At 71.4% G+C, this 19,722-nt stretch carries 17 protein-coding genes; 8 read left to right on the plus strand and 9 right to left on the minus strand.

Going from position 1 to position 19,722, the window contains the following annotated elements; all coding sequences use genetic code 11:
* Window positions 1–99: 99 nt before the first annotated feature.
* The 3 genes from JKV81_RS04695 to JKV81_RS04705 all read left to right on the plus strand — a co-directional run bounded on the left by JKV81_RS04695 (window position 100) and on the right by JKV81_RS04705 (window position 3,239).
* Window positions 100–1,779 carry a sensor histidine kinase gene (locus JKV81_RS04695; RefSeq protein ID WP_129265484.1) on the plus strand — a complete coding sequence of 560 codons (1,680 nt, stop codon included), beginning with the start codon at window positions 100–102 and terminating at the stop codon, window positions 1,777–1,779.
* A complete protein-coding gene (locus JKV81_RS04700) occupies window positions 1,776–2,450 on the plus strand; it encodes a response regulator (protein ID WP_124274753.1) in 675 nt (224 codons plus the stop codon). Before JKV81_RS04695 ends, JKV81_RS04700 begins: the two co-directional genes overlap by 4 nt.
* 165 nt (window positions 2,451–2,615) lie before the next feature.
* The gene (locus tag JKV81_RS04705) at window positions 2,616–3,239 is read left to right on the plus strand and encodes a helix-turn-helix domain-containing protein (protein ID WP_236055325.1); all 624 of its coding nucleotides are present in this window, start codon (window positions 2,616–2,618) and stop codon (window positions 3,237–3,239) included.
* Window positions 3,240–3,318: 79 nt separating this feature from the next.
* Here JKV81_RS04705 and JKV81_RS04710 read toward each other — a convergent pair whose 3' ends face one another.
* Window positions 3,319–4,344 carry an ATP-dependent 6-phosphofructokinase gene (locus tag JKV81_RS04710; protein ID WP_073745343.1) on the minus strand — a complete coding sequence of 342 codons (1,026 nt, stop codon included), beginning with the start codon at window positions 4,342–4,344 and terminating at the stop codon, window positions 3,319–3,321.
* Between the two features lie 242 nt (window positions 4,345–4,586).
* Between JKV81_RS04710 and pta the strand changes: the two genes are divergently transcribed.
* The 3 genes from pta (at window position 4,587) to pyk (ending at window position 9,408) form a co-directional block, all read left to right on the plus strand.
* Window positions 4,587–6,659, plus strand: a complete 2,073-nt coding sequence (gene pta, locus JKV81_RS04715) for a phosphate acetyltransferase (RefSeq protein ID WP_202074979.1) — start codon at window positions 4,587–4,589, stop codon at window positions 6,657–6,659.
* Between the two features lie 5 nt (window positions 6,660–6,664).
* Window positions 6,665–7,906 carry an acetate kinase gene (locus JKV81_RS04720; protein WP_202074980.1) on the plus strand — a complete coding sequence of 414 codons (1,242 nt, stop codon included), beginning with the start codon at window positions 6,665–6,667 and terminating at the stop codon, window positions 7,904–7,906.
* A 74-nt stretch (window positions 7,907–7,980) separates the two neighbouring features.
* On the plus strand, window positions 7,981–9,408 hold the full coding sequence (gene pyk, locus JKV81_RS04725; protein WP_129265480.1) for a pyruvate kinase: 1,428 nt from the start codon (window positions 7,981–7,983) through the stop codon (window positions 9,406–9,408).
* An 88-nt stretch (window positions 9,409–9,496) separates the two neighbouring features.
* Here the strand turns inward: pyk and JKV81_RS04730 are convergent, their stop codons facing one another.
* The 4 genes from JKV81_RS04730 to JKV81_RS04745 all read right to left on the minus strand — a co-directional run bounded on the left by JKV81_RS04730 (window position 9,497) and on the right by JKV81_RS04745 (window position 13,630).
* On the minus strand, window positions 9,497–10,765 hold the full coding sequence (locus JKV81_RS04730; protein ID WP_129265479.1) for a hypothetical protein: 1,269 nt from the start codon (window positions 10,763–10,765) through the stop codon (window positions 9,497–9,499).
* Window positions 10,755–11,318 carry a DUF6114 domain-containing protein gene (locus JKV81_RS04735; protein WP_124274747.1) on the minus strand — a complete coding sequence of 188 codons (564 nt, stop codon included), beginning with the start codon at window positions 11,316–11,318 and terminating at the stop codon, window positions 10,755–10,757. Before JKV81_RS04735 ends, JKV81_RS04730 begins: the two co-directional genes overlap by 11 nt.
* 92 nt (window positions 11,319–11,410) lie before the next feature.
* Window positions 11,411–12,052 carry a DUF6230 family protein gene (locus tag JKV81_RS04740; RefSeq protein ID WP_124274746.1) on the minus strand — a complete coding sequence of 214 codons (642 nt, stop codon included), beginning with the start codon at window positions 12,050–12,052 and terminating at the stop codon, window positions 11,411–11,413.
* A gap of 600 nt (window positions 12,053–12,652) precedes the next feature.
* The gene (locus JKV81_RS04745; protein WP_202074981.1) at window positions 12,653–13,630 is read right to left on the minus strand and encodes a tetratricopeptide repeat protein; all 978 of its coding nucleotides are present in this window, start codon (window positions 13,628–13,630) and stop codon (window positions 12,653–12,655) included.
* Window positions 13,631–13,947: 317 nt separating this feature from the next.
* On the opposite strand from JKV81_RS04745, the gene JKV81_RS04750 reads away from it, so the two are divergent.
* Window positions 13,948–14,583 (plus strand): TetR/AcrR family transcriptional regulator, encoded by a 636-nt coding sequence (locus tag JKV81_RS04750; RefSeq protein ID WP_129265476.1) that lies wholly within the window; start codon window positions 13,948–13,950, stop codon window positions 14,581–14,583.
* A gap of 7 nt (window positions 14,584–14,590) precedes the next feature.
* Here JKV81_RS04750 and icmA read toward each other — a convergent pair whose 3' ends face one another.
* From icmA to JKV81_RS04770, 4 genes are all read right to left on the minus strand, one after another.
* Window positions 14,591–16,291 (minus strand): coenzyme B12-dependent isobutyryl-CoA mutase large subunit, encoded by a 1,701-nt coding sequence (gene icmA, locus JKV81_RS04755; protein ID WP_129265475.1) that lies wholly within the window; start codon window positions 16,289–16,291, stop codon window positions 14,591–14,593.
* Between the two features lie 83 nt (window positions 16,292–16,374).
* The gene (locus JKV81_RS04760) at window positions 16,375–16,707 is read right to left on the minus strand and encodes a DUF3817 domain-containing protein (protein WP_099174422.1); all 333 of its coding nucleotides are present in this window, start codon (window positions 16,705–16,707) and stop codon (window positions 16,375–16,377) included.
* A gap of 65 nt (window positions 16,708–16,772) precedes the next feature.
* Window positions 16,773–17,282: a MarR family winged helix-turn-helix transcriptional regulator gene (locus tag JKV81_RS04765; protein ID WP_129265474.1), complete on the minus strand. Its 510-nt coding sequence runs from the start codon at window positions 17,280–17,282 to the stop codon at window positions 16,773–16,775.
* 32 nt (window positions 17,283–17,314) lie between these two features.
* On the minus strand, window positions 17,315–18,664 hold the full coding sequence (locus JKV81_RS04770) for an MFS transporter (protein ID WP_202074982.1): 1,350 nt from the start codon (window positions 18,662–18,664) through the stop codon (window positions 17,315–17,317).
* 65 nt (window positions 18,665–18,729) lie between these two features.
* Between JKV81_RS04770 and JKV81_RS04775 the strand changes: the two genes are divergently transcribed.
* Complete coding sequence (locus tag JKV81_RS04775; RefSeq protein ID WP_129265472.1) at window positions 18,730–19,716, plus strand: ArsR/SmtB family transcription factor; 987 nt, start codon at window positions 18,730–18,732, stop codon at window positions 19,714–19,716.
* The last annotated feature ends 6 nt before the right edge of the window (window positions 19,717–19,722 follow it).

Here is a 19,722-nt window from a genome sequence, read left to right on the forward strand (position 1 = left end):
TCACTTCCCTGTGACGGCCGTCACCCTTGCGTTCATATCGTTCACGGACGCTTTCGAGCCACCTTGGGCCCCCGCTCCCCGCCAGGCAGACTGAGAGGCATGCGCCTGTCCCGTACCCTCCCCCGCAGCCTGGCCGGCCAGCTGTTCGCGATGCAGGCCCTGCTCGTGGCGGCGGTCGTGGCCGGGTGCGCCTTCTTCGCTTACGCGTCCGGCCGCTCGCAGGCCGAGGACACCGCGGCCCGCCAGGTGCGGGCCGCCGCCCTCGCCATGGCCGAATCGCCGTCGGTCCGGGAGGCGATCCGTACCCCGGACCCCTCCGCCGTACTCCAGCCGTACGCGGAGCGGGTCCGCGAGGAGACCGGGATCGCGTTCGTCACGATCATGAATCCGGCCGGCGTCCGCTGGACCCACCCCGATCCCACGCAGATCGGCAGGAGCTTCATCGGGCACACCGACCGCGCGCTGCTCGGCGAGACCTTCGAGGAGACGTACGCCGGCACGCTGGGGCCCTCGATACGGGTCGTCACGCCCGTCCGCGACGGCGACCGGATCGTCGGCCTGGTCAGCGCGGGCATCACCGTGGAGCGGGTCTCCACCCAGGTGCGTGAGCAGCTCGGCGCCCTGGGGACGGCGGCCGGCGCCGCCCTGGCGCTGGGAGCGCTCGGGACGTACGTGATCAACGCCAGGCTGCGGCGGCACACGCACGGGATGAACGCCCGGGAGCTGAGCCGGATGCACACCTACCACGAGGCCACGCTGCACGCGGTGCGCGAGGGCCTGCTCATGCTGGACGGGCAGCGCCGGGTCGCCCTGATCAACGACGCGGGCCGGGAGCTGCTGGGGCTGGCACCGGGCTCGGTCGGGCGCCGGGTCGACGAGCTGGCGCTGCCGGCGCCGCTGACCGGCGCGCTGCTGGCGTCCGAGCCGCGGGTGGACGAGGTCCACCTGACGGCGGACCGGGTGATCGTCGTCAACACGAGCCCGGTGGTCGGCGGCGAGCGGCGCGGCACGGTCGTGACGCTGCGGGACCACACGGAGCTCCAGGCGCTCTCGGGCGAGCTCGACTCGGAGCGCGGTTTCACCCAGGCGCTGCGCTCGCAGGCTCACGAGGCGGCGAACCGGCTGCACACCGTGGTGTCGCTGATCGAGCTGGGCCGGGTCGAGGAGGCGGTGGACTTCGCGACGGCGGAGCTGGAGCTGGCGCAGGTCCTCACCGACCGGGTGGTGGGGGCGGTCGCCGAGCCGGTGCTCGCGGCCCTGCTGCTCGGCAAGGCGGCGCAGGCCAACGAGCGGGGTGTGGAGCTGGTGCTCGGCGAGGACAGCCTGATCGACGACGGGGCCCTGCCGCCCTCGACGGCGCCGCGGGACCTGGTGACGATCCTCGGCAATCTCATCGACAACGCGGTGGACGCCGCGTCGGAGGCCGCGACCGGCACGAACACCGCCTCGGTGACGGGCGAAGGCGCCGCCGTCCCCGCGCAGCGCACCGCCACCCGGGCCCTGGTCACCGTGACCGCGCGGACGGAGGACGGTGAGCTGCTGCTGCGGGTGGCGGACACCGGCGCCGGGATCGGCCCCGACGACGCGGACGAGGTGTTCCGGCGCGGCTGGACGACCCATGGCACGGGCCGCGGCCTGGGCCTGGCGCTGGTGCGGCAGGCGGTCCACCGCAACGGCGGGACGGTGACACTGGGCCGGGCGCCGGGCGGCGGCGCGGAGTTCACGGTACGGCTGCCGCTCACCGGCCGTACGGCGGGGACGGAGGTGGCCGCGCCGTGATCAGGGTGCTGGTCGTGGAGGACGATCCGGTGGCCGCGGACGCCCATCAGCTGTACGTGGGCCGGGTGCCGGGCTTCGAGGTCGCCGCGGTCGCCCACTCCCGGGCGGAGGCCGTGCGGGCGCTGGAGCGGACGGAGGTGGACCTGCTGCTGCTCGATCTGTACCTGCCGGACGGGCACGGCCTCCAGCTGCTGCGTTCGCTGCGGGCGGCGGGGCACGGCGCGGACGTCATCGCGGTGACCTCGGCGCGCGATCTGGCGGTGGTGCGCGAAGGCGTGTCGCTGGGTGTCGTGCAGTACGTGCTGAAGCCGTTCACCTATCCGACGCTCCGGGACCGGCTCGTGCGGTACGCGGAGTTCCGGGCGGCGGCGGGCGAGGCGAGCGGCCAGGAGGAGGTGGACCGTGCGCTGGGCGCGCTGCGGGTCTCGGACCCGGCGACGCTGCCCAAGGGGCTGAGCGGTCCGACGCTGGAGGCGGTCACCCGGGCCCTGCGGGAGGCGCCGGACGGGGTGACGGCGGCGGCCGCCGGCGAGGAGCTGGGGATCTCCCGGATCACCGCCCGCCGCTATCTGGAGCATCTGGTGACGGTGGGCCGGGCCGTGCGGCGGCCGAGTTACGGACAGGTGGGCCGGCCCGAGCTGCACTACCACTGGGTGGCTGAAACCCGCTGATGCCTCCGGGCCCCACGGAGGGGGCGGCCTAGGAGGATCATACGAAGGGTGAACTGATAGGAACAGCCTGTAGCCAGGCCGTTCCCGGCCTTCTACGGTGGGGCCGTGCACCCATCCCCGCCCTTCAACGCCCCCGCCGCGCGCCGCCTCCGCGAGGCGCTGGGAATGGCTCCCGGACATGTTGCGTACGGGCTCGGCGCCCAGTACGGACTTCGGATCACCGCCGAGACGGTGATGGCCTGGGAGCGTGGAACGGCCCTGCCGGGCGAACGCGAACTGATGGCGCTGGCCGGTGTCCTGTGGTGCGCGCCGGGTGAACTCCTGGCCGCCGCGAGCACCTTGCGCGAACACCGGCTGGCCCGGGAACTCTCGGTGGACGACCTGGCGCGGACGCTCGGGATGACGGCCTCCGCGTACCAGCGCGTCGAGGAGTCGGGCCGCTGGCGCGGCAACGAGCGTCAGGCCGCGGCGCTCTGCGAGGCGCTGGACATGTCCGCCGCGCAGTTCATGACGGCGACCGGCCGGAACGAGGAGCTGGCGGATCTGCTGACCCGGGCGGTGACGACCCGCTGGCAGGCGTACGTACGCCCGGTGGACAAGCTCGTACCGCTGGACCGGGTCCTGGTCCAGGACGTGCTGGAGCAGCTGCACGCCGACTACCAGTCCCTGATGGTGTCCACGCTGAGCTGGAACACCACCGGCCGGGACCGGGCCGGGACCGCGGGCGAGGAGGGGCGGGAGTTCCTGGACCGCGTGGTCGAGGAGTTCTGGCGTACGGCGGGCATCTGAGCGGGCGTGCACGGCGGACGGCCCCGGCCGCGCCGAGGCGTGGCCGGGGCCGTCCGGAAAGCGCCGGTGCGGGCCGGCTCTAGAAGACCGACTCGGCCTCGTACATCCGGTCGCTGGGGACCGTCTTCAGCCGGGTCACGGCGTCCGCCAGCGGAGCCATCACGATCTCGGTCCCACGCAGGGCCGTCATCCGGCCGAAGTCACCGCGGTGCACGGCCTCCACGGCGTTCCACCCGAAGCGGGTCGCGAGCACCCGGTCGTACGCGGTGGGCGTGCCGCCGCGCTGGACATGGCCGAGAATGACCGGCCGCGCCTCCTTGCCGAGGCGCAGCTCCAGCTCGGCGGCGAGACGGTTGCCGATGCCCTTGAAGCGCTCGTGGCCGAACTGGTCGATCTCACCCTTGGCGTACGGCATGGAGCCCTCGGCGGGGTGAGCGCCCTCGGCGACGCAGATGACGGCGAACTTCTTGCCGCGCGCGAAGCGTTCCTCGACCATCTTGACCAGGTCGTCGACCTGGAAGGGGCGCTCCGGCAGGCAGATGCCGTGGGCACCGCCGGCCATGCCGGACTCCAGCGCGATCCAGCCCGCGTGGCGGCCCATGACCTCGACGACCATGACCCGCTGGTGCGACTCGGCGGTGGTCTTGAGACGGTCTATGGCCTCGGTCGCGACGCCCACGGCGGTGTCGAAGCCGAAGGTCCGGTCGGTGGCGGAGATGTCGTTGTCGATGGTCTTCGGTACGCCGACGACGGGCATCCCGGCGTCGGACAGCATGCGGGCGGCGGTGAGCGTGCCCTCGCCGCCGATCGGGATCAGCGCGTCGATGCCGTAACGCAGGGACAGTTCCGCGCAGTTCTCGGCGGCTTCGCGCAGCCGGTCGCGCTCCAGCCGGGCCGAGCCGAGGATGGTGCCGCCGCGCGCCAGGATGCCGCTGACCGCGTTCAGGTCGAGGGGCCGGAAGTGGCCGTCGAGCAGCCCCTTGAAACCGTCCTCGAAGCCGATGACCTCGTCGCCGTGCCCCACCACGGCGCGGTGCACGACCGACCGGATCACAGCGTTCAGGCCTGGGCAGTCGCCGCCTGCGGTGAGAATTCCGATGCGCATCCTGCTCTGTCTCCTGCTCGCTAGTGCCATGCATTCCGGGGACCCGTCGTGAAACCCCCGTACCGTGAGCCACGACGATTGTCCCACGCCGAGCCGGGCACTCGCGCTTCCGGCCGTGCCGTGGACCCCGCGCGGAGTCCGGGAGCGGCCCGCCCCCGGCGCCCTGCCCGGCGGGCGGCGTACCTGCCCCGGTAGGTATCGTCAAGGGGACAATGCCAGCCAAACAGGACGGGAGACCACGCGTGGCGCGCAGTGTGTACGTGACCGGGATCGACCGGGGAGACGGCCGTCAGGTCGTCGATCTGGGAGTCATGGAGCTACTGACGCGTCAGGTCGACCGGGTCGGTGTCTTCCGGCCGCTGGTACACGACGGCCCCGACCGGCTGTTCGAGCTGCTGCGGGCCCGCTACCGGCTCTCGCAGAGCGCGGAGACCGTCTTCGGCCTGGACTACCAGGAGGCGTCCGCGGTCCAGGCCGAGAAGGGCACGGACGAGCTGGTCTCGCTGCTCGTCGAGCGCTTCCACCTGGTGGCCCGCGACTACGAGGTGGTGCTGGTCCTCGGCAGCGACTTCGCCGCCACCCAGCTCCCCGACGAGCTGGCCCTGAACGCGAGGCTCGCCAACGAGTTCGGCGCCTCGGTGATCGCGGTGGTCGGCGGCAAGGACCAGGACGCCGGGTCCGTACGGGCGGAGACGCGCAACGCCTACCGCGCGTACGCCGGTCTCGGCTGCGACGTCCTGGCGATGATCGTGAACCGGGTGGCGTCCGAGGACCGCCAGGAGATCGCCGAGCGTCTGAGGGCGCAGCTCCCGGTCCCCTGTTCCGTGCTGCCGGACGACCCCGCGCTCTCCGCGCCCACCGTCGCCCAGATCACCACCGCACTGGGCGGAACGGTTCTGCTCGGCGACGACTCGGGCCTGGCCAGGGACGCGCTGGACTTCGTGTTCGGCGGGGCCATGCTGCCGAACCTGCTGAAGGCCCTGACCCCGGGCTGCATGGTCGTCACCCCCGGCGACCGCGCGGACCTGGTCATCGGCTCGCTCGCCGCGCACAGCGCCGGCACCCCGCCCATCGCGGGCGTGCTGCTGACCCTGAACGAGCGTCCGGGCGAGGAGATACTCCGGCTGGCCGCCCGCCTCGCACCGGGTACCCCGGTCGTCGCGGTGGCCGGCGGATCCTTCCCCACGGCCGGTGAACTCTTCGCGCTGGAAGGCAAGTTGAACGCGGCGACGCCCCGCAAGGCGGAGACCGCCCTCGGCCTCTTCGAACGCCATGTGGACACCGGCGCGCTGCTGGAGCGCATCTCGGTGGCCCGCAGCGGCCGGGTCACCCCGATGATGTTCGAGCACGAGCTGCTGGAGCAGGCCCGCTCGGACCGGCGCAGGGTCGTCCTGCCCGAGGGCACCGAGGAGCGCGTCCTGCGCGCCGCCGACGTACTGCTGCGCCGCGACGTCTGCGACCTGACCCTCCTCGGGGACACCGACGTCATCCGCAAGAAGGCCGCCGACCTGGGCATCGACCTCGCGGAGACCCAGATCGTCGATCCGGCGACCTCCGAGCTGCGCCAGAGCTTCGCCGAGCGGTACGCCGCGCTCCGCGCGCACCGCGGGGTGACGGTGGAGCTGGCGTACGACGTCGTCTCGGACGTCAACTACTTCGGCACCCTGATGGTCCAGGAGGGCCTGGCCGACGGCATGGTCTCCGGGTCTGTGCACTCCACGGCGGCCACGATCCGCCCGGCGTTCGAGATCATCAAGACGAAGCCGGACGCTTCGATCGTCTCGTCGGTCTTCTTCATGTGCCTCGCCGACAAGGTGCTGGTCTACGGCGACTGCGCCGTCAACCCGGACCCGGACGCGGCGCAGCTCGCGGACATCGCCGTGCAGTCGGCGGTCACCGCGTCCCGCTTCGGTGTGGACCCCCGGATCGCGATGCTCTCGTACTCGACGGGCACCTCGGGCTCCGGTGCCGACGTCGACAAGGTGCGGGAGGCGACGGAGCGGGTACGCGCCTCACGGCCGGACCTGAGGATCGAGGGCCCGATCCAGTACGACGCGGCGGTCGAGCCGTCCGTCGCCGCGACCAAGCTGCCGGCGTCGGAGGTGGCGGGCCGGGCGACCGTACTGATCTTCCCGGACCTCAACACCGGCAACAACACCTACAAGGCGGTCCAGCGTTCGGCGAACGCGGTCGCGGTCGGCCCCGTCCTCCAGGGGCTGCGCAAGCCGGTCAACGACCTGTCCCGGGGCGCGCTGGTCCAGGACATCGTCAACACGGTGGCCATCACCGCGATCCAGGCGCAGGGCGAGGAGTGACCGCGATGACCACCGACCCGAGCAGCGGAGGTTCCCGCTCCATGAACGACGCCCACCGTGTACTCGTGCTGAATTCCGGCTCCTCGTCGGTGAAGTACCAGCTGCTGGACATGCGCGACCGCTCGCGGCTGGCCACCGGCCTCGTCGAGCGGATCGGCGAGTCCACCTCCCGGCTGGTGCACACCCCGCCGAAGGGCGGGGAGCCCCGCGAGCGCACCGGCAGGATCGCCGACCACGAGCAGGCGCTGAAGGCCGCGGCCGAGGAGCTGGCGGCCGACGGGCTGGGGCTGGACTCCCCCGAACTGGCGGCGATCGGCCACCGGGTGGTGCACGGCGGGCTGAAGTTCAGCGAGCCCACCGTGATCACCGACGAGGTGCTGAAGGAGATCGATCGGCTCGTCCCGGTGGCCCCGCTGCACAACCCGGCGAACATCACCGGGATCCGTACGGCGCGGGCGCTGCGCCCGGACCTGCCGCAGGTCGCGGTCTTCGACACGGCGTTCCACACGACGATGCCGGAGGCCGCGGCCCGGTACGCCATCGACGTGGAGACCGCCGACGCCCACCGCATCCGCCGCTACGGCTTCCACGGCACCTCGCACGCGTACGTGTCGCGCAGGACGGCCGAGCTGCTGGGCCGGCCGGTGGCCGAGGTGAACGTGATCGTGCTGCACCTGGGGAACGGGGCCTCGGCCTCCGCCGTGGCGGGCGGCCGGTGCGTGGAGACGTCGATGGGACTGACCCCCCTGGAGGGTCTGGTCATGGGGACGCGTTCCGGGGACATCGACCCGGCCGTCACCTTCCACCTGAAGCGGGTGGCGGGGATGTCGGCGGACGAGATCGACGTCCTGCTGAACAAGCGGAGCGGCCTGGTCGGTCTCTGCGGCGACAACGACATGCGGGAGATCCGGCGCCGGGTGGACGAGGGCGACGAGCGGGCCGCGCTCGCCTTCGACATCTACATCCACCGGCTGAAGAAGTACATCGGCGCCTATTCGGCGGTCCTCGGCCGGGTGGACGCCGTGGTGTTCACGGCGGGGGTCGGGGAGAACTCGGCCCCGGTGCGGGAGGCTGCGCTCGCGGGACTGGAGGGTTTCGGCCTGGCCGTGGACGCCGGCCGCAACGCCGTACGGTCCGGCGAACCGCGGCTGATCTCGCCCGACGACGCGCGGGTGGCGGTCGCCGTCGTGCCTACGGACGAGGAGCTGGAGATCGCCGGCCAGACCTTCGACCTGGTCCACAACTGAGCGGGCCCGCGCCCCTTTGTATCTTCCACCAGACGGAATATTCCGCAGTGAAACAAACCGATAGGATCCGCCTCATGCGCCGTTCCAAAATCGTCTGCACCCTCGGTCCCGCCGTCGACTCCCATGAGCAGCTCGTCGCTCTGATCGAGGCCGGCATGAGCGTGGCCCGTTTCAACTTCAGTCACGGTACCCACGAGGAGCACCAAGGCCGTTACGACCGCGTCCGCAAGGCCGCGACCGAGACCGGCCGCGCCGTCGCCGTGCTCGCCGACCTCCAGGGCCCCAAGATCCGCCTCGGGAAGTTCGCCGAGGGCCCTGTCGAGCTGGTCCGCGGGGACGAGTTCGTCATCACCTCCGAGGACGTCCCCGGTGACAAGTCGATCTGCGGCACCACCTACAAGGGGCTGCCCGGTGACGTCGCCAAGGGCGACCCGATCCTGATCAACGACGGCAACGTCGAGCTGAAGGTCGTCTCGGTCGACGGCCCCCGGGTCACGAGCATCGTCATCGAGGGCGGTGTCATCTCCGACCACAAGGGGATCAACCTCCCCGGCGCGGCGGTCAACGTCCCCGCGCTGTCCGAGAAGGACGTCGAGGACCTGCGGTTCGCCCTGCGGATGGGCTGCGACCTGGTCGCGCTGTCCTTCGTACGGGACGCCGAGGACGTCAAGGACGTGCACAAGGTGATGGACGAGGAGGGCCGCCGGGTCCCCGTCATCGCCAAGGTCGAGAAGCCGCAGGCCGTCGAGCACATGGAGGGCGTCGTCGCCGCCTTCGACGGTGTGATGGTCGCCCGTGGTGACCTCGCCGTCGAGTATCCGCTCGAGAAGGTCCCGATGGTGCAGAAGCGCCTCATCGAGCTGTGCCGCCGCAACGCCAAGCCGGTGATCGTGGCGACCCAGATGATGGAGTCGATGATCACCAACTCGCGGCCGACCCGCGCCGAGGCGTCCGACGTCGCCAACGCGATCCTGGACGGCGCGGACGCGGTCATGCTGTCGGCGGAGTCCTCCGTCGGCGCGTACCCGATCGAGACGGTCAAGACGATGGCGAAGATCGTCGTCGCCGCCGAGGAGGAGCTCCTCTCCAAGGGCCTCCAGCCGCTCGTGCCGGGCAAGAAGCCCCGTACGCAGGGCGGTTCGGTGGCCCGCGCGGCCTGCGAGATCGCGGACTTCCTGGACGGCAAGGCGCTGGTCGCCTTCACCAAGTCCGGTGACACCGCCCGCCGTCTCTCCCGCTACCGCACGGCCCAGCCGATCCTGGCCTTCACCACCGAGGAGTCCACCCGCAACCAGCTCGCGCTGAGCTGGGGCGTCGAGTCCTACGTCGTGCCGCACGTGGACAACACGGACGCCATGGTCGACCTGGTCGACGCCGAGTTGCTGAAGCTGAACCGCTACAGCGACGGCGACACGATGGTCATCACGGCCGGCTCGCCCCCCGGCGTCCCCGGCACCACCAACATGGTCCGGGTGCACCACCTGAGCGGCGAGCGCGCCTGACGCCGTACGCCGCACGACGACCGTGGCCCGCACCCCCCGTCGGGGGTGCGGGCCACGGTCGTCGTGCGGCTCCCGGACGGGTCTTCGGTCAGCTGTTGCCGCCGGTGAAGTAGTTCTGCAGGCCGGGGACCTTGAGCGATCCGCCGAACTGCCCTGCCTGCTTCACCGTGGCGTTGGTGAAGAAGGCGAACGGCACGTTCAGCGGCGGCGGGGTCTCCGGGCTGAAGGTGACGGGGATGATGCCGAAGAGGTTGCCCTTCAGCTCCTCCGTGTACATCGTCACGGTGCCGTTGCGGATGGTGGAGGTGGAACCCGCCTCCGCCTTGACGTGACCGGTGGTGCCGGCCGGACCCTTCGTCAGCTGGTGCAGGTCCTTGATGTCGATGGTGTCGGCGGTGAACTTCAGCACCTTCTTGACGCTGCCGTTGTACGTCTTCACCTCGACGATGCCCGCGTAGTCGAGCCCCGTGAGCGTGAGCTTCGAGGTCTCCAGCGTCCACGGGTCGTCCGGGAGCAGCGGGACGCCCTGCTCCAGATCGGCCGCGGCGAGCGCCTCGGGGTCGGCGGTCGGGCAGGGGAAGCGCTCCTTGGCGCCGTCCGGGATGTCCTCGTCCTTGACCGGGTCGAGGCCCTTGACGTCGTCGTCGAGCTCCTCGACGCCCTTGCCGGCCTTCTCCGCCGCGTCACGGATGGCGTCGGTGGTCTTGTCGACCGTGTCCTTCGCCGCGCCCGTGGCCTTCTCGACGGGCTTCGTGGTGGCGCTCGCGGACGGCTTCGGGGCCTCGGTGGTGGCACTGGGGGACGGCTCGGCAGTCTCCTTGTCCGGTCCGTCGAAGAGGTCCTTCAGCGCGTCTCCGACACCCAGCGGGTCGAGGGGGTTCTTCGACTCGGTGGGCGTGGGGGTGGCCGACGTGGCGGCCTTGTCCCCGGCGCTCTCCTCGGCCTTGCCGTCCTCGGAGGCGCTCGCGCTCGCCGAGGGCTTCGGAGCCGTCGTCGCGTCGTCCTTGCCCGCGTCGTCCTTGCCGGCGTCGTCCTTGCCGGCGTCGTCGGACGGCGTGGCGCTCGGGGTCGGCTCCGCCTCGGGCTCCTGCGATTCGGACGGCTCGTCGGAGCGGGTGACGCACGGTCCGGGCGCGAAGGGGATGTCCGAGCTGTCGTCGGCCATGGCCAGCTTGGGGGTGAGGCCCATGCCCACGAAGACGGCCGTCGGCATCGCGGCGAGCGCGAACGCCTTCTTGCCCGCGGGCATGTGGAGCTTCGTCAGGAGCGACTTCCTGGGCGCCGCGTGGCGGGGCCCTCTTCGGTCCGGAAGATCCTCCGGACCGATGTCGTTCAACTGCCTGTCATCACCCCGCACGATGCCTCCCGCCGTCGGCCTCCACCGCCGCCTTGAACAGCGTCGGCCTCCGCGGGGCCTCGGCGGTGTCGTGGGACTCCTGACGCTGCTCCGGCACCTCGGAGGTGCTGTCCGCGGACCGCTGTGCCTCCGCGCCGCCGGCCTCCGGGGCCTTCGCCTCGCCCGGTACCCAGGCGATCGAGAGGGCTCCGCCGAGAAGGGAGAACAGGAAGCCGACGATGAAGCCGCCGATGTTGGCGACGGGGATGGAGATCAGCGCGAGCAGGATCGCGGCGACACCCGCGAACACCCGCACGATGTGGTGGAACCACATCGTGAGGCCCAGCGTGATGAGCAGGACCCCGATGATCAGCGATCCCGCCCCCGCGGTGGTGGACATCGCGATCGTCATGTTGCCGAGGTGCATGTTGGCGTACGGGAAGTACGCGATGGGTAGACCACCCAGAATGGTGAACAGGCCCGCCCAGAACGGCCGGTTACCCCGCCAGGTGCGGAATCCCCGCCGGTAGACGGTGAGGTAGTGCTCGTTCTGCCCTGTGGACTCGGGGCTCATGGAAAACAGCTCCCTGGAACCGGTACTGCTGTGAGAAGAGAAGGGGTGGGCAGCCGGAGGCCCTCACGGGACTCCGGCCGCCCGGGCGAGTGCTAGAAGCACTCCTTGACGCCCTTGTGCAGCTTCAGGCTCAGGTTGCTGAGCTTGAAGGTGCCGGCCGTGGTTGCCCACGCCGTCTGCTCCACGTTGGACAGCGTGGCCTTCTTGGCGCGCTGCGCGAAGCCGTTCGGGTTGACGGCCTTCTCGGTGCCGGACTGGATACCGGGCTTGCCCACCGAACCGGCGGCGACGCCGATGTCGATGTTCTCGAAGTACGCGTCCGCGTCGAGCTGGGCCACGTCGAGGTAGAGGTTCGTCGCCTCGACGGGCTTCTTCGGGTCGGTGCCCGCCTTCAGCTGAAGGCTGACGCTGCCGAGGCCGAAGGGCAGGTCGGGCGTGACGACCGACTGGCACATGTTGGTGATCGTGGCCTTGCTGAAGCCCGACACCGCCACCGGGTGCGCCGCGTCGTTGCCCTTGAGGTCCTTGCCGACCGCGACGCTGCCGTACTGGACGAAGTCCTCACCGACGAGCTTGTCGGTGGAGACCTTGAAGCTCTGGCCGGAGACGCTGAACGACGCGGCGAGCGCGCCCTGCGCCAGGCCGACGCCGACTGCGGCGGTCGCGACGACGCTCGGCACCATGACCAGAGCAAAACGCTTCCATCTGGTACCACCGCGAACCTGAGAACTCATAAATTTCCTCCTTCTCGGACGTACATCTCCGGTACGGGCATGGTGCCCGCCCTGGGATGGGAGAAGTGCTACGTCCTCGGGAAGGAGAGCGCCCGGACCGGAGGCGCGTACCGCATCCGAATCACCGGCGATCACCCCCGAGCGACAACCACTGGCCGCGCGTCTGCGCGGCCGGTTCGGACAGGCCCTGCCCAGGGGCAGGAACCCCCCTGTCCGCGATCGGCGCCACTGCCGCCGACCACCCGGTGGGGACCCAACAGACCCACCTGCGCCGACTGGCCGTCGTGCCGGCGGGTATTGGACCGAGCGTGGCCGATCGTGGTGCATTCGCGGCCGTGACACAAGGGGGGTCGTTACTGACTAGTAACGACCCGATAACCAGGATGCGACAGGGGGGTACCGCCCGGCCACACAGGGTGGCACCAAAGGGACGCGCGAACAGCAGGATTACAGCCCGAAACCGGACAGACCACTGAGGGCGATTTACTGCGAGTAACAGCGCGTACTTTTATCAAGTTTTGGTAAAGCACACGTGTTGATTGTCGTTCACCCGCGAAAACGGCCGTGGCGCCCCAAGGGCTCCACGGCCGTGTTGTCACATCAGAACAAGACGCGCGCCAGGGCGGTCCGGGCCGCGACCACCCGCGGATCGTCGGGGCCGATCACCTCGAAGAGCTCCAGGAGCCGCACCCGTACGGCGTCGCGGTCGTCGCCGAAATTCCGGCGGACCGTCTCGACGAGCCGTCCGAAGGCGTCCTCGACATGACCGCCCACGAGGTCCAGGTCCGCGGCGGCCATCTGCGCGGCCGGCTCGGCCGGGTTCTCCGCGGCGTCCTTGCGGACCTGCTGCGGGTCCAGGCCGGCGACGCGGCCCAGCAGTTCGGCCTGGGCGAGGCCCAGCTTGGCCTCGGTGTTGGCCGGGTCGTCGGCCAGGACGCTCCGGTACGCCTGGACCGCGCCGTCGAAGTCGTTGGCGTCGAGCGCCTGCGCGGCGGCTTCCAGCTGCGCGTCGTACGGTCCGGCGGGCACCTCGGCGGGGGCACTGTCCTCGCCGCCGGCTCCGGCGTCCGGGTCGACGGCGATCCCGGTGAGGCCGAACCGCTCCTCGCCGACCTGGATCAGCTGGTCCAGCGTCTGGCGGATCTGGCTCTCGGGGGCCGCGCCCTGGAAGAGCGGGAGGGCCTGTCCGGCCACCACGGCGAAGACCGCCGGGATGCCCTGGATCCCGAACTGCTGCATCAGCATCTGGTTGGCGTCGACATCGACCTTGGCCAGCACGAAGCGGCCGTTGTACTCGACGGCGAGGCGCTCCAGGAGCGGGCCGAGCTGCTTGCACGGCTCGCACCACTCGGCCCAGAAGTCGATGACGACGGGCACTTCGGTGGAGCGCTGGAGGACGTCGGTCTCGAAGCCCGCCTCGTCGACGTCGATCACCAGGGAGGCGGGTGCGACGGCACCGCTGCCCCCCTGCCGGGCGGACTCCGCGCGGGCCTGCTCCGCCTTCGCCTTGGCGTCGCCGGCCGCCTTCACAGCGGCGAGGTCGACGACGCCGCTCATGGACATGTTCCTAGGCTGCATACGTACATCCTCCCCCCTGTGCGCACTGTTCCGGAAAGCGATCCGCGAACCGGTCCCGTCCACAGCCACGCCGGTGTGCGCGGCGCGCGGACGGAAACGGTCCCGGGGCCCTGAAAAACCCCGTGTTCGGCGCCGGGTCCCCACCCGCCGCCTGTGGCTGTCGATCAGTCGTGGCGCAACGACGGCGGACCGTCGCTCCTTACGCTACGACCCGTAGCGTAACTGGCAGGACCCCCTCCGGGGCAAGAGCGAGCGGTGATCTGTCTCACGGATCCCCGGACCGGTCAGCAGTACTTACCGGCCGGTATGGTCGCCGCATGCTGAGCCGCAGCCCCACCGGACCCGCCCGGTCCGGACGACCCCGCAGTGCCGAAGCCGATGCCGCGATCCTCGAGGCGACCCGCGCGTCGCTGGTCGACCTCGGCTGGTCGAAGCTGACGATGGGCGATGTGGCGACGCGGGCGGGGGTCGCCAAGACGACGCTCTACCGCCGCTGGGCCGGCAAGAACGAGCTGGTGGTGGACGCGGTCGCCGTGCTCTTCGACGAGCTGGAACTGCCCGACCTCGGCAGCCTCGCGGCCGACGTGGAGGCCGTGGTCCTCCAGTTCGCGGCGCTGCTGGAGCGGCCGGAGACCAAGACGGCGCTGATGGCGGTGGTCGCCGAGTCGACGCGGGACGAGGCGCTCCGGGACCGTATACGCGATTCCATAGTGAACCGGCAGAAGCGCCTCGTGCTCCAGGGGCGGGAGCGCGCGCAGGAGCGCGGCGAACTGCCCGCCGAGCCGGACGAGGTGGTGGCGGCCCGCACCGCCGACCTGATCTTCGACGTGATCGCCGGTGCCGTCGTGCACCGGGCGCTGGTGAGCGCCGAGCCCGTCGACGCCGACTGGGCCCAGCGCTTCACCCTGCTGCTGCTCTCCGGCCTGGGGGCCGCGGCCTCGCAGGCGGACTGACCGCGGCTCAGAAGCCGGGCGGCTCCGTGTAGACGCCCCACTCGTCGCGCAGCACCCCGCAGATCTCCCCGAGGGTCGCCTCGGCCCGTACGGCCTCCAGCATCGGCACGATCATGTTCGATCCGTCGCGTGCCGCGGCCAGCATCGCGTCCAGCGCACCCCGGACCTTCCCCTCCTCACGGCCTTCCTTGCGCCCGGCGAGCTCGCGCACCTGCTCGCGCTCCACCTCGTGGCTGACCCGCAGGATCTCCAGGTCGCCGGTGACGGACCCGTGGTGGACGTTGACGCCGACGACGCGCTTCTCGCCCTTCTCCAGCGACTGCTGGTACCGGAAGGCGGATTCGGCGGTCTCGCCGGTGAACCAGCCGTCCTCGATGCCCCGCAGGATCCCGGACGTCATCGGCCCGATGGGGTGCTTGCCGTCCGGGTGCGCCCGGGTGCCGCGCTCCCTGATCTGCTCGAAGATCTTCTCGGCGTCGGCCTCGATGCGGTCGGTGAGCTGCTCGACGTACCAGGAACCGCCCAGCGGGTCGGCGACGTTGGCGACGCCGGTCTCCTCCATGAGGACCTGCTGGGTGCGCAGCGCGATCTCGGCGGCCTGCTCGGAGGGGAGCGCGAGCGTCTCGTCCAGGGCGTTGGTGTGCAGGGAGTTGGTGCCGCCGAGGACGGCGGAGAGCGCCTCGACCGCGGTGCGTACGACGTTGTTGTACGGCTGCTGGGCGGTGAGCGAGACGCCGGCGGTCTGGGTGTGGAAGCGGAGCCACTGCGCCTTGTCGGTCTTCGCGCCGTACGTCTCCTTCATCCAGCGGGCCCAGATCCGGCGGGCGGCGCGGAACTTGGCGATCTCCTCGAAGAAGTCGAGGTGCGCGTCGAAGAAGAAGGAGAGCCCGGGGGCGAAGGTGTCGACGTCGAGCCCGCGGGAGAGGCCGAGCTCCACGTACCCGAAACCGTCGGCGAGGGTGTACGCGAGCTCCTGCGCGGCCGTGGCCCCGGCCTCGCGGATGTGGTAGCCGGAGACCGAGAGCGGCTTGTAGGCGGGGATGTCGCGGGCGCAGTGCTCCATCAGGTCGCCGATGAGGCGCAGATGGGGCTCGGGCTGGAAGAGCCACTCCTTCTGCGCGATGTACTCCTTGAAGATGTCCGTCTGGAGCGTGCCGTTGAGCACGCCGGGGTCGATGCCCTGGCGCTCGGCGGCGACCAGGTACATGCAGAAGACGGGGACGGCGGGCCCGCTGATCGTCATCGAGGTGGTGACGTCGCCGAGCGGGATGTCCTGGAAGAGGACCTCCATGTCGGCGGCGGAGTCGATGGCGACGCCGCAGTGGCCGACCTCGCCGAGCGAGCGGGGGTCGTCGGAGTCGCGGCCCATCAGGGTCGGCATGTCGAAGGCGACGCTGAGTCCGCCGCCGCCGTTGGCCAGGATGGTCTTGTAGCGCTCGTTGGTCTGCTGGGCGTTGCCGAAGCCGGCGAACTGGCGGATGGTCCAGGTGCGGCCCCGGTAGCCGGTGGCGTGCAGCCCCCGGGTGAAGGGGTACTCGCCGGGCCAGCCGATCCGTTCGAAACCCTCGTACGTGTCGCCGGGGCGGGGCCCGTAGACGGGCTCCACCGGGTCACCGGAGAGCGTGGTGAAGTCCGCGTCGCGCTTGCGGGCCTTGTCGTAACGGGCCTGCCAGCGGCGGCGGCCTTCCTCGATCGCGTGAGCGTCCATGGTTCAAATTTACTAGGACGTCCTAGTAAATGTCGACGGCAAACCGCCCGGCGCTTTCGCGCGGGGCGGTTCGTGGTCTCCGGTCAGGCCTTGACGGCCTGCGGGGAGCCGTCGGCGATCAGCGGCTCGACCTCGCGGACCACCTTGCGCTCGACGAAGAACGCGGCGGTCGGGATCGTGCCGGAGATCAGCACCCAGAGCAGCTTGCCGACCGGCCACTTCGCCTTGGAACCGAGGTCGAAGGCGAAGATCAGGTAGATGATGTAGAGGACACCGTGGATCTGCGAGACGACGAGCGTCAGACCCTCACCGGTGTCGAAGCCGTACTTGAAGATCATGCAGACGCACAGGATCAACAGCATGACGGCGGTGACGTAGGCCATCACCCGGTAGCGGGTCAGCACACTGCGTTTCATGACATCGAGCGTAACCGGGCGGCCGGGGCGATCTTGCGGCACCCTGCCCCTCACGACGAGGGCCTTTACTTGTCCTCGAAGTCCTGGGCGGCCACCCGCAGCGGGCGCAGCATCGCGAAGATCTCGGCGCACTCCTCGTCGTCGTACGCCCCGAGGCCGAAGTCCATCGCCATCAGGTCCTGACTGGCCGCCTCGGTGACCTCGCGGCCCTTGTCCGTGATGGAGGCGAGCGTTCCGCGCCCGTCGTTGGGGTTGGGCCGCTTGGCGACCAGGCCGGAGCGCACCAGCCGGTCGACGGTGTTCGTCACGGAGGTGGGGTGCACCATCAGACGCTCACCGATCTTGGACATCGGCAGCTCACCGGCCTGCGAGAAGGTGAGCAGGACCAGCGCCTCGTAGCGGGCGAACGTCAGCCCGTACGGTTTGACCACCGCGTCCACCTCGGCGAGCAGGATCTGCTGCGCACGCATGATCGAGGTGATCGCGCCCATGGAGGGCACCGGCCCCCAGCGCCGGTGCCAGAGTTCCTCGGCGCGGGCGATGGGATCGAAGGGGAGGCTGAGCGGCTTCGGCACGGCACCGACCTTACCCACTGGTCACATGGCGGTCAGCACCGTCTCGTACTTCGGTACCGGACACGCGTTCTACGGACCTCCAGGATCAGCAGGAGCGTGCAGACCGTGCCGATCACACCCGAGTAGGCGACCACCCGGTGCACGGGGACGAACTCGGCGGCCAGCCCCGCGAGGGCCATGCCGATCCCCTGGAACGTCATCAGCCCGGCGGTGAGCAGCGTCATGGCCCGGCCCCGCAGGTGCTCGGGGACCGCGTCGACGAACCACTGGTCGAGCCCGATGACGTACGCCGCACCCGCCCCGGCCAGGACGAGAGCCGCCACGGCGAGGGCCGTCCCCGGGCGGAACGCGAACAGCACGAGGGGCAGCAGCCCCAGGGCCGCGACCGGCAGTGTGATCCGGGAGCGGGCGCGGGGGGAGAGCGCGGTCCCCACGTACAGCTCGGCACCGATGTGGCCGACGGCCATCGCGCACATCAGCAGTCCGACGGCCGCGGGGCCGGCGCCGATCGCGTCCGCGTACGGCGCCGCGAGGGCCTCCGGCGCGACCATGAAGACGGCCGGCACCCAGAAGAGCAGGAGCAGCCCCAGGATCCGGCGGTCGCCGAGGACGGCGCGGGCCCCGGCGAGCGACTCCCTGAGCAGGGCGCCGCCGGCCTCCCCCGCGCGGGCGGGCCGGTCCAGGGTGCCGAGCCGGAGCAGCGCCGCCGAGCAGAGGAACGTCACCACGGTGACCGTGATCGCGCCGCGCGGGGACAGCACGGTGAGCAGCAGCCCGCCCGCGCCGAAGCCGATGAGCATCGCGCCCTGCGAGACCAGGCGGAGCAGCGAGCGCCCCAGGACGTAGAGGTCGCCCTCCCCGAGGATGTCGGTGAGGGCCGCCGTGCGCGTCCCGGTGAAGACGGGGGCCACCGCGGCCACCGCGCAGCGCAGGGCGAGGAGCCCGCCGACCGGGGTGCCGGGGAGGACCATCACGGCGACGCAGCCGGCGCAGATCAGGTCGCAGGTGACGAGGGTGCGGCGGGCGGGGTACCGGTCGGCGACCCCGGCGAGGAGCGTGCCGCCGACGACGTACGGGAGGAAGCCCAGCGCGAAGGTGAGGGCGGAGAGCAGGGGCGAGCCGGTGAGGTCGTAGACGAGCACGGTGAGCGCCAGTTCGCTGACGACCACGCCGAGGAGGGAGAGCAGGTGGGCGGCGAAGACCGCCCGGAACTCCCGTACGGCGAAGACGGCCCGGTAGCCCCCGCTCCCGGGGGTGGAGCCTGCCTCCGGGGCGGGGCCCGGGCCGGGTGAGGAGGTGCGCTCCGGAGGCAGGGCCGGGGACAGCGCCTGCGCGGCGGGCTCGTCGCGGGGTGTACCCGCCGGGGTGGTGTCGCTCGGCATGCACGCAGCCTGGCCGAGCGCTCCCGCCCTTCCGTAGACTTTCGGCTCACGCCGAAAGTTGAGCCATGCCGTTCCATCTGTACTTCGACGAGAGCGACCTGCTCCGCTGCCGCTTCGCGCTCTCCCCGCTCTGGGAGACGCAGGAGGCCGTCCGCACGCTCCACCGCCCCGCGCGGCACGGCTACCACCTGCCCTGGCTGCGGCGGATCCGGGAGGGCGCCGCGGGGCTGGACCTCGCGCCGCTGTGGCTGCTGATGCCGGAGCGCGGCCACAACCCGGACTTCATCTGCCCGCCGCCGCTCGGGCCGCTCGCCACCTTCACCGAGGAGATCGGGGCCGTACGCGCGACGGATCCGGCCACCGCCCGCGACGACATGGCGCTCGCGCTGGCCGACACCCCGGGCGCCCTGCGCTCCCCCGCCGGACGGCGGATGCTGGCCGAGCCGGCGCGGGCGGTCCAGGAGCTGGCGGACCTGCTGGAGCGCGCCTGGGAGGTGATGGTCGAGCCGCACTGGCCCCGGCTGCGCGCCCTGCTGGAGGCGGACATCGCCTACCACTCGCGCCGCCTCGCCGAAGTGGGTTTCGAGCGGCTGCTCGGCGAGATCAGCCCCCGCCTGCGCTGGACGGACTCCACCCTGACGGTGGCCGGCACCAGCGGGAACCACAGCCGGGTCCTGGGCGGCCAGGGCCTCGTCCTGATGCCCAGCGTCTTCGTCTGGCCGGATGTGGTCGGGGGGTACGAACCTCCCTGGCAGCCCGCCGTGATCTACCCCGCGCGCGGCATCGGCGGACTGTGGACGGAGGCCGCCGACCGTACGCCCGACGCGCTCGCCCGGCTGCTGGGGCGGGCCCGCGCGGACGTGCTCTGCGCGCTCGGCGAACCGGCGGGGACGAGCGCGCTGGCCCACCGGCTCTCACTCGCCCCGTCCTCCGTGTCCGCGCACCTCTCGGCCCTGCGCGCCGCGGGTCTGCTCACCTCACGGCGCTACGGGCACCAGGTCCTGTACGAGCGCACCCCGCTGGGCATCGCGCTGGCGGCCCAGGAGCACTGAGCGCGC

It is taken from the genome of Streptomyces silvae (genome assembly GCF_016745505.1).
Taxonomy (GTDB): Bacteria; Actinomycetota; Actinomycetes; order Streptomycetales; family Streptomycetaceae; genus Streptomyces; species Streptomyces silvae.

Coding starts and splice junctions, on each gene's coding strand:
- JKV81_RS04735 (WP_124274747.1), bottom strand. CDS start 11,318: ATGAGCCCCGAGTCCACAGGGCAGAACGAGCACTACCTCACCGTCTAC.
- pyk (WP_129265480.1), top strand. CDS start 7,981: ATGCGCCGTTCCAAAATCGTCTGCACCCTCGGTCCCGCCGTCGACTCC.
- JKV81_RS04740 (WP_124274746.1), bottom strand. CDS start 12,052: ATGAGTTCTCAGGTTCGCGGTGGTACCAGATGGAAGCGTTTTGCTCTG.
- JKV81_RS04770 (WP_202074982.1), bottom strand. CDS start 18,664: ATGCCGAGCGACACCACCCCGGCGGGTACACCCCGCGACGAGCCCGCC.
- JKV81_RS04720 (WP_202074980.1), top strand. CDS start 6,665: ATGACCACCGACCCGAGCAGCGGAGGTTCCCGCTCCATGAACGACGCC.
- JKV81_RS04750 (WP_129265476.1), top strand. CDS start 13,948: ATGCTGAGCCGCAGCCCCACCGGACCCGCCCGGTCCGGACGACCCCGC.
- JKV81_RS04760 (WP_099174422.1), bottom strand. CDS start 16,707: ATGAAACGCAGTGTGCTGACCCGCTACCGGGTGATGGCCTACGTCACC.
- JKV81_RS04705 (WP_236055325.1), top strand. CDS start 2,616: ATGGCTCCCGGACATGTTGCGTACGGGCTCGGCGCCCAGTACGGACTT.
- JKV81_RS04745 (WP_202074981.1), bottom strand. CDS start 13,630: ATGCAGCCTAGGAACATGTCCATGAGCGGCGTCGTCGACCTCGCCGCT.
- JKV81_RS04695 (WP_129265484.1), top strand. CDS start 100: ATGCGCCTGTCCCGTACCCTCCCCCGCAGCCTGGCCGGCCAGCTGTTC.
- JKV81_RS04710 (WP_073745343.1), bottom strand. CDS start 4,344: ATGCGCATCGGAATTCTCACCGCAGGCGGCGACTGCCCAGGCCTGAAC.
- JKV81_RS04775 (WP_129265472.1), top strand. CDS start 18,730: ATGCCGTTCCATCTGTACTTCGACGAGAGCGACCTGCTCCGCTGCCGC.
- icmA (WP_129265475.1), bottom strand. CDS start 16,291: ATGGACGCTCACGCGATCGAGGAAGGCCGCCGCCGCTGGCAGGCCCGT.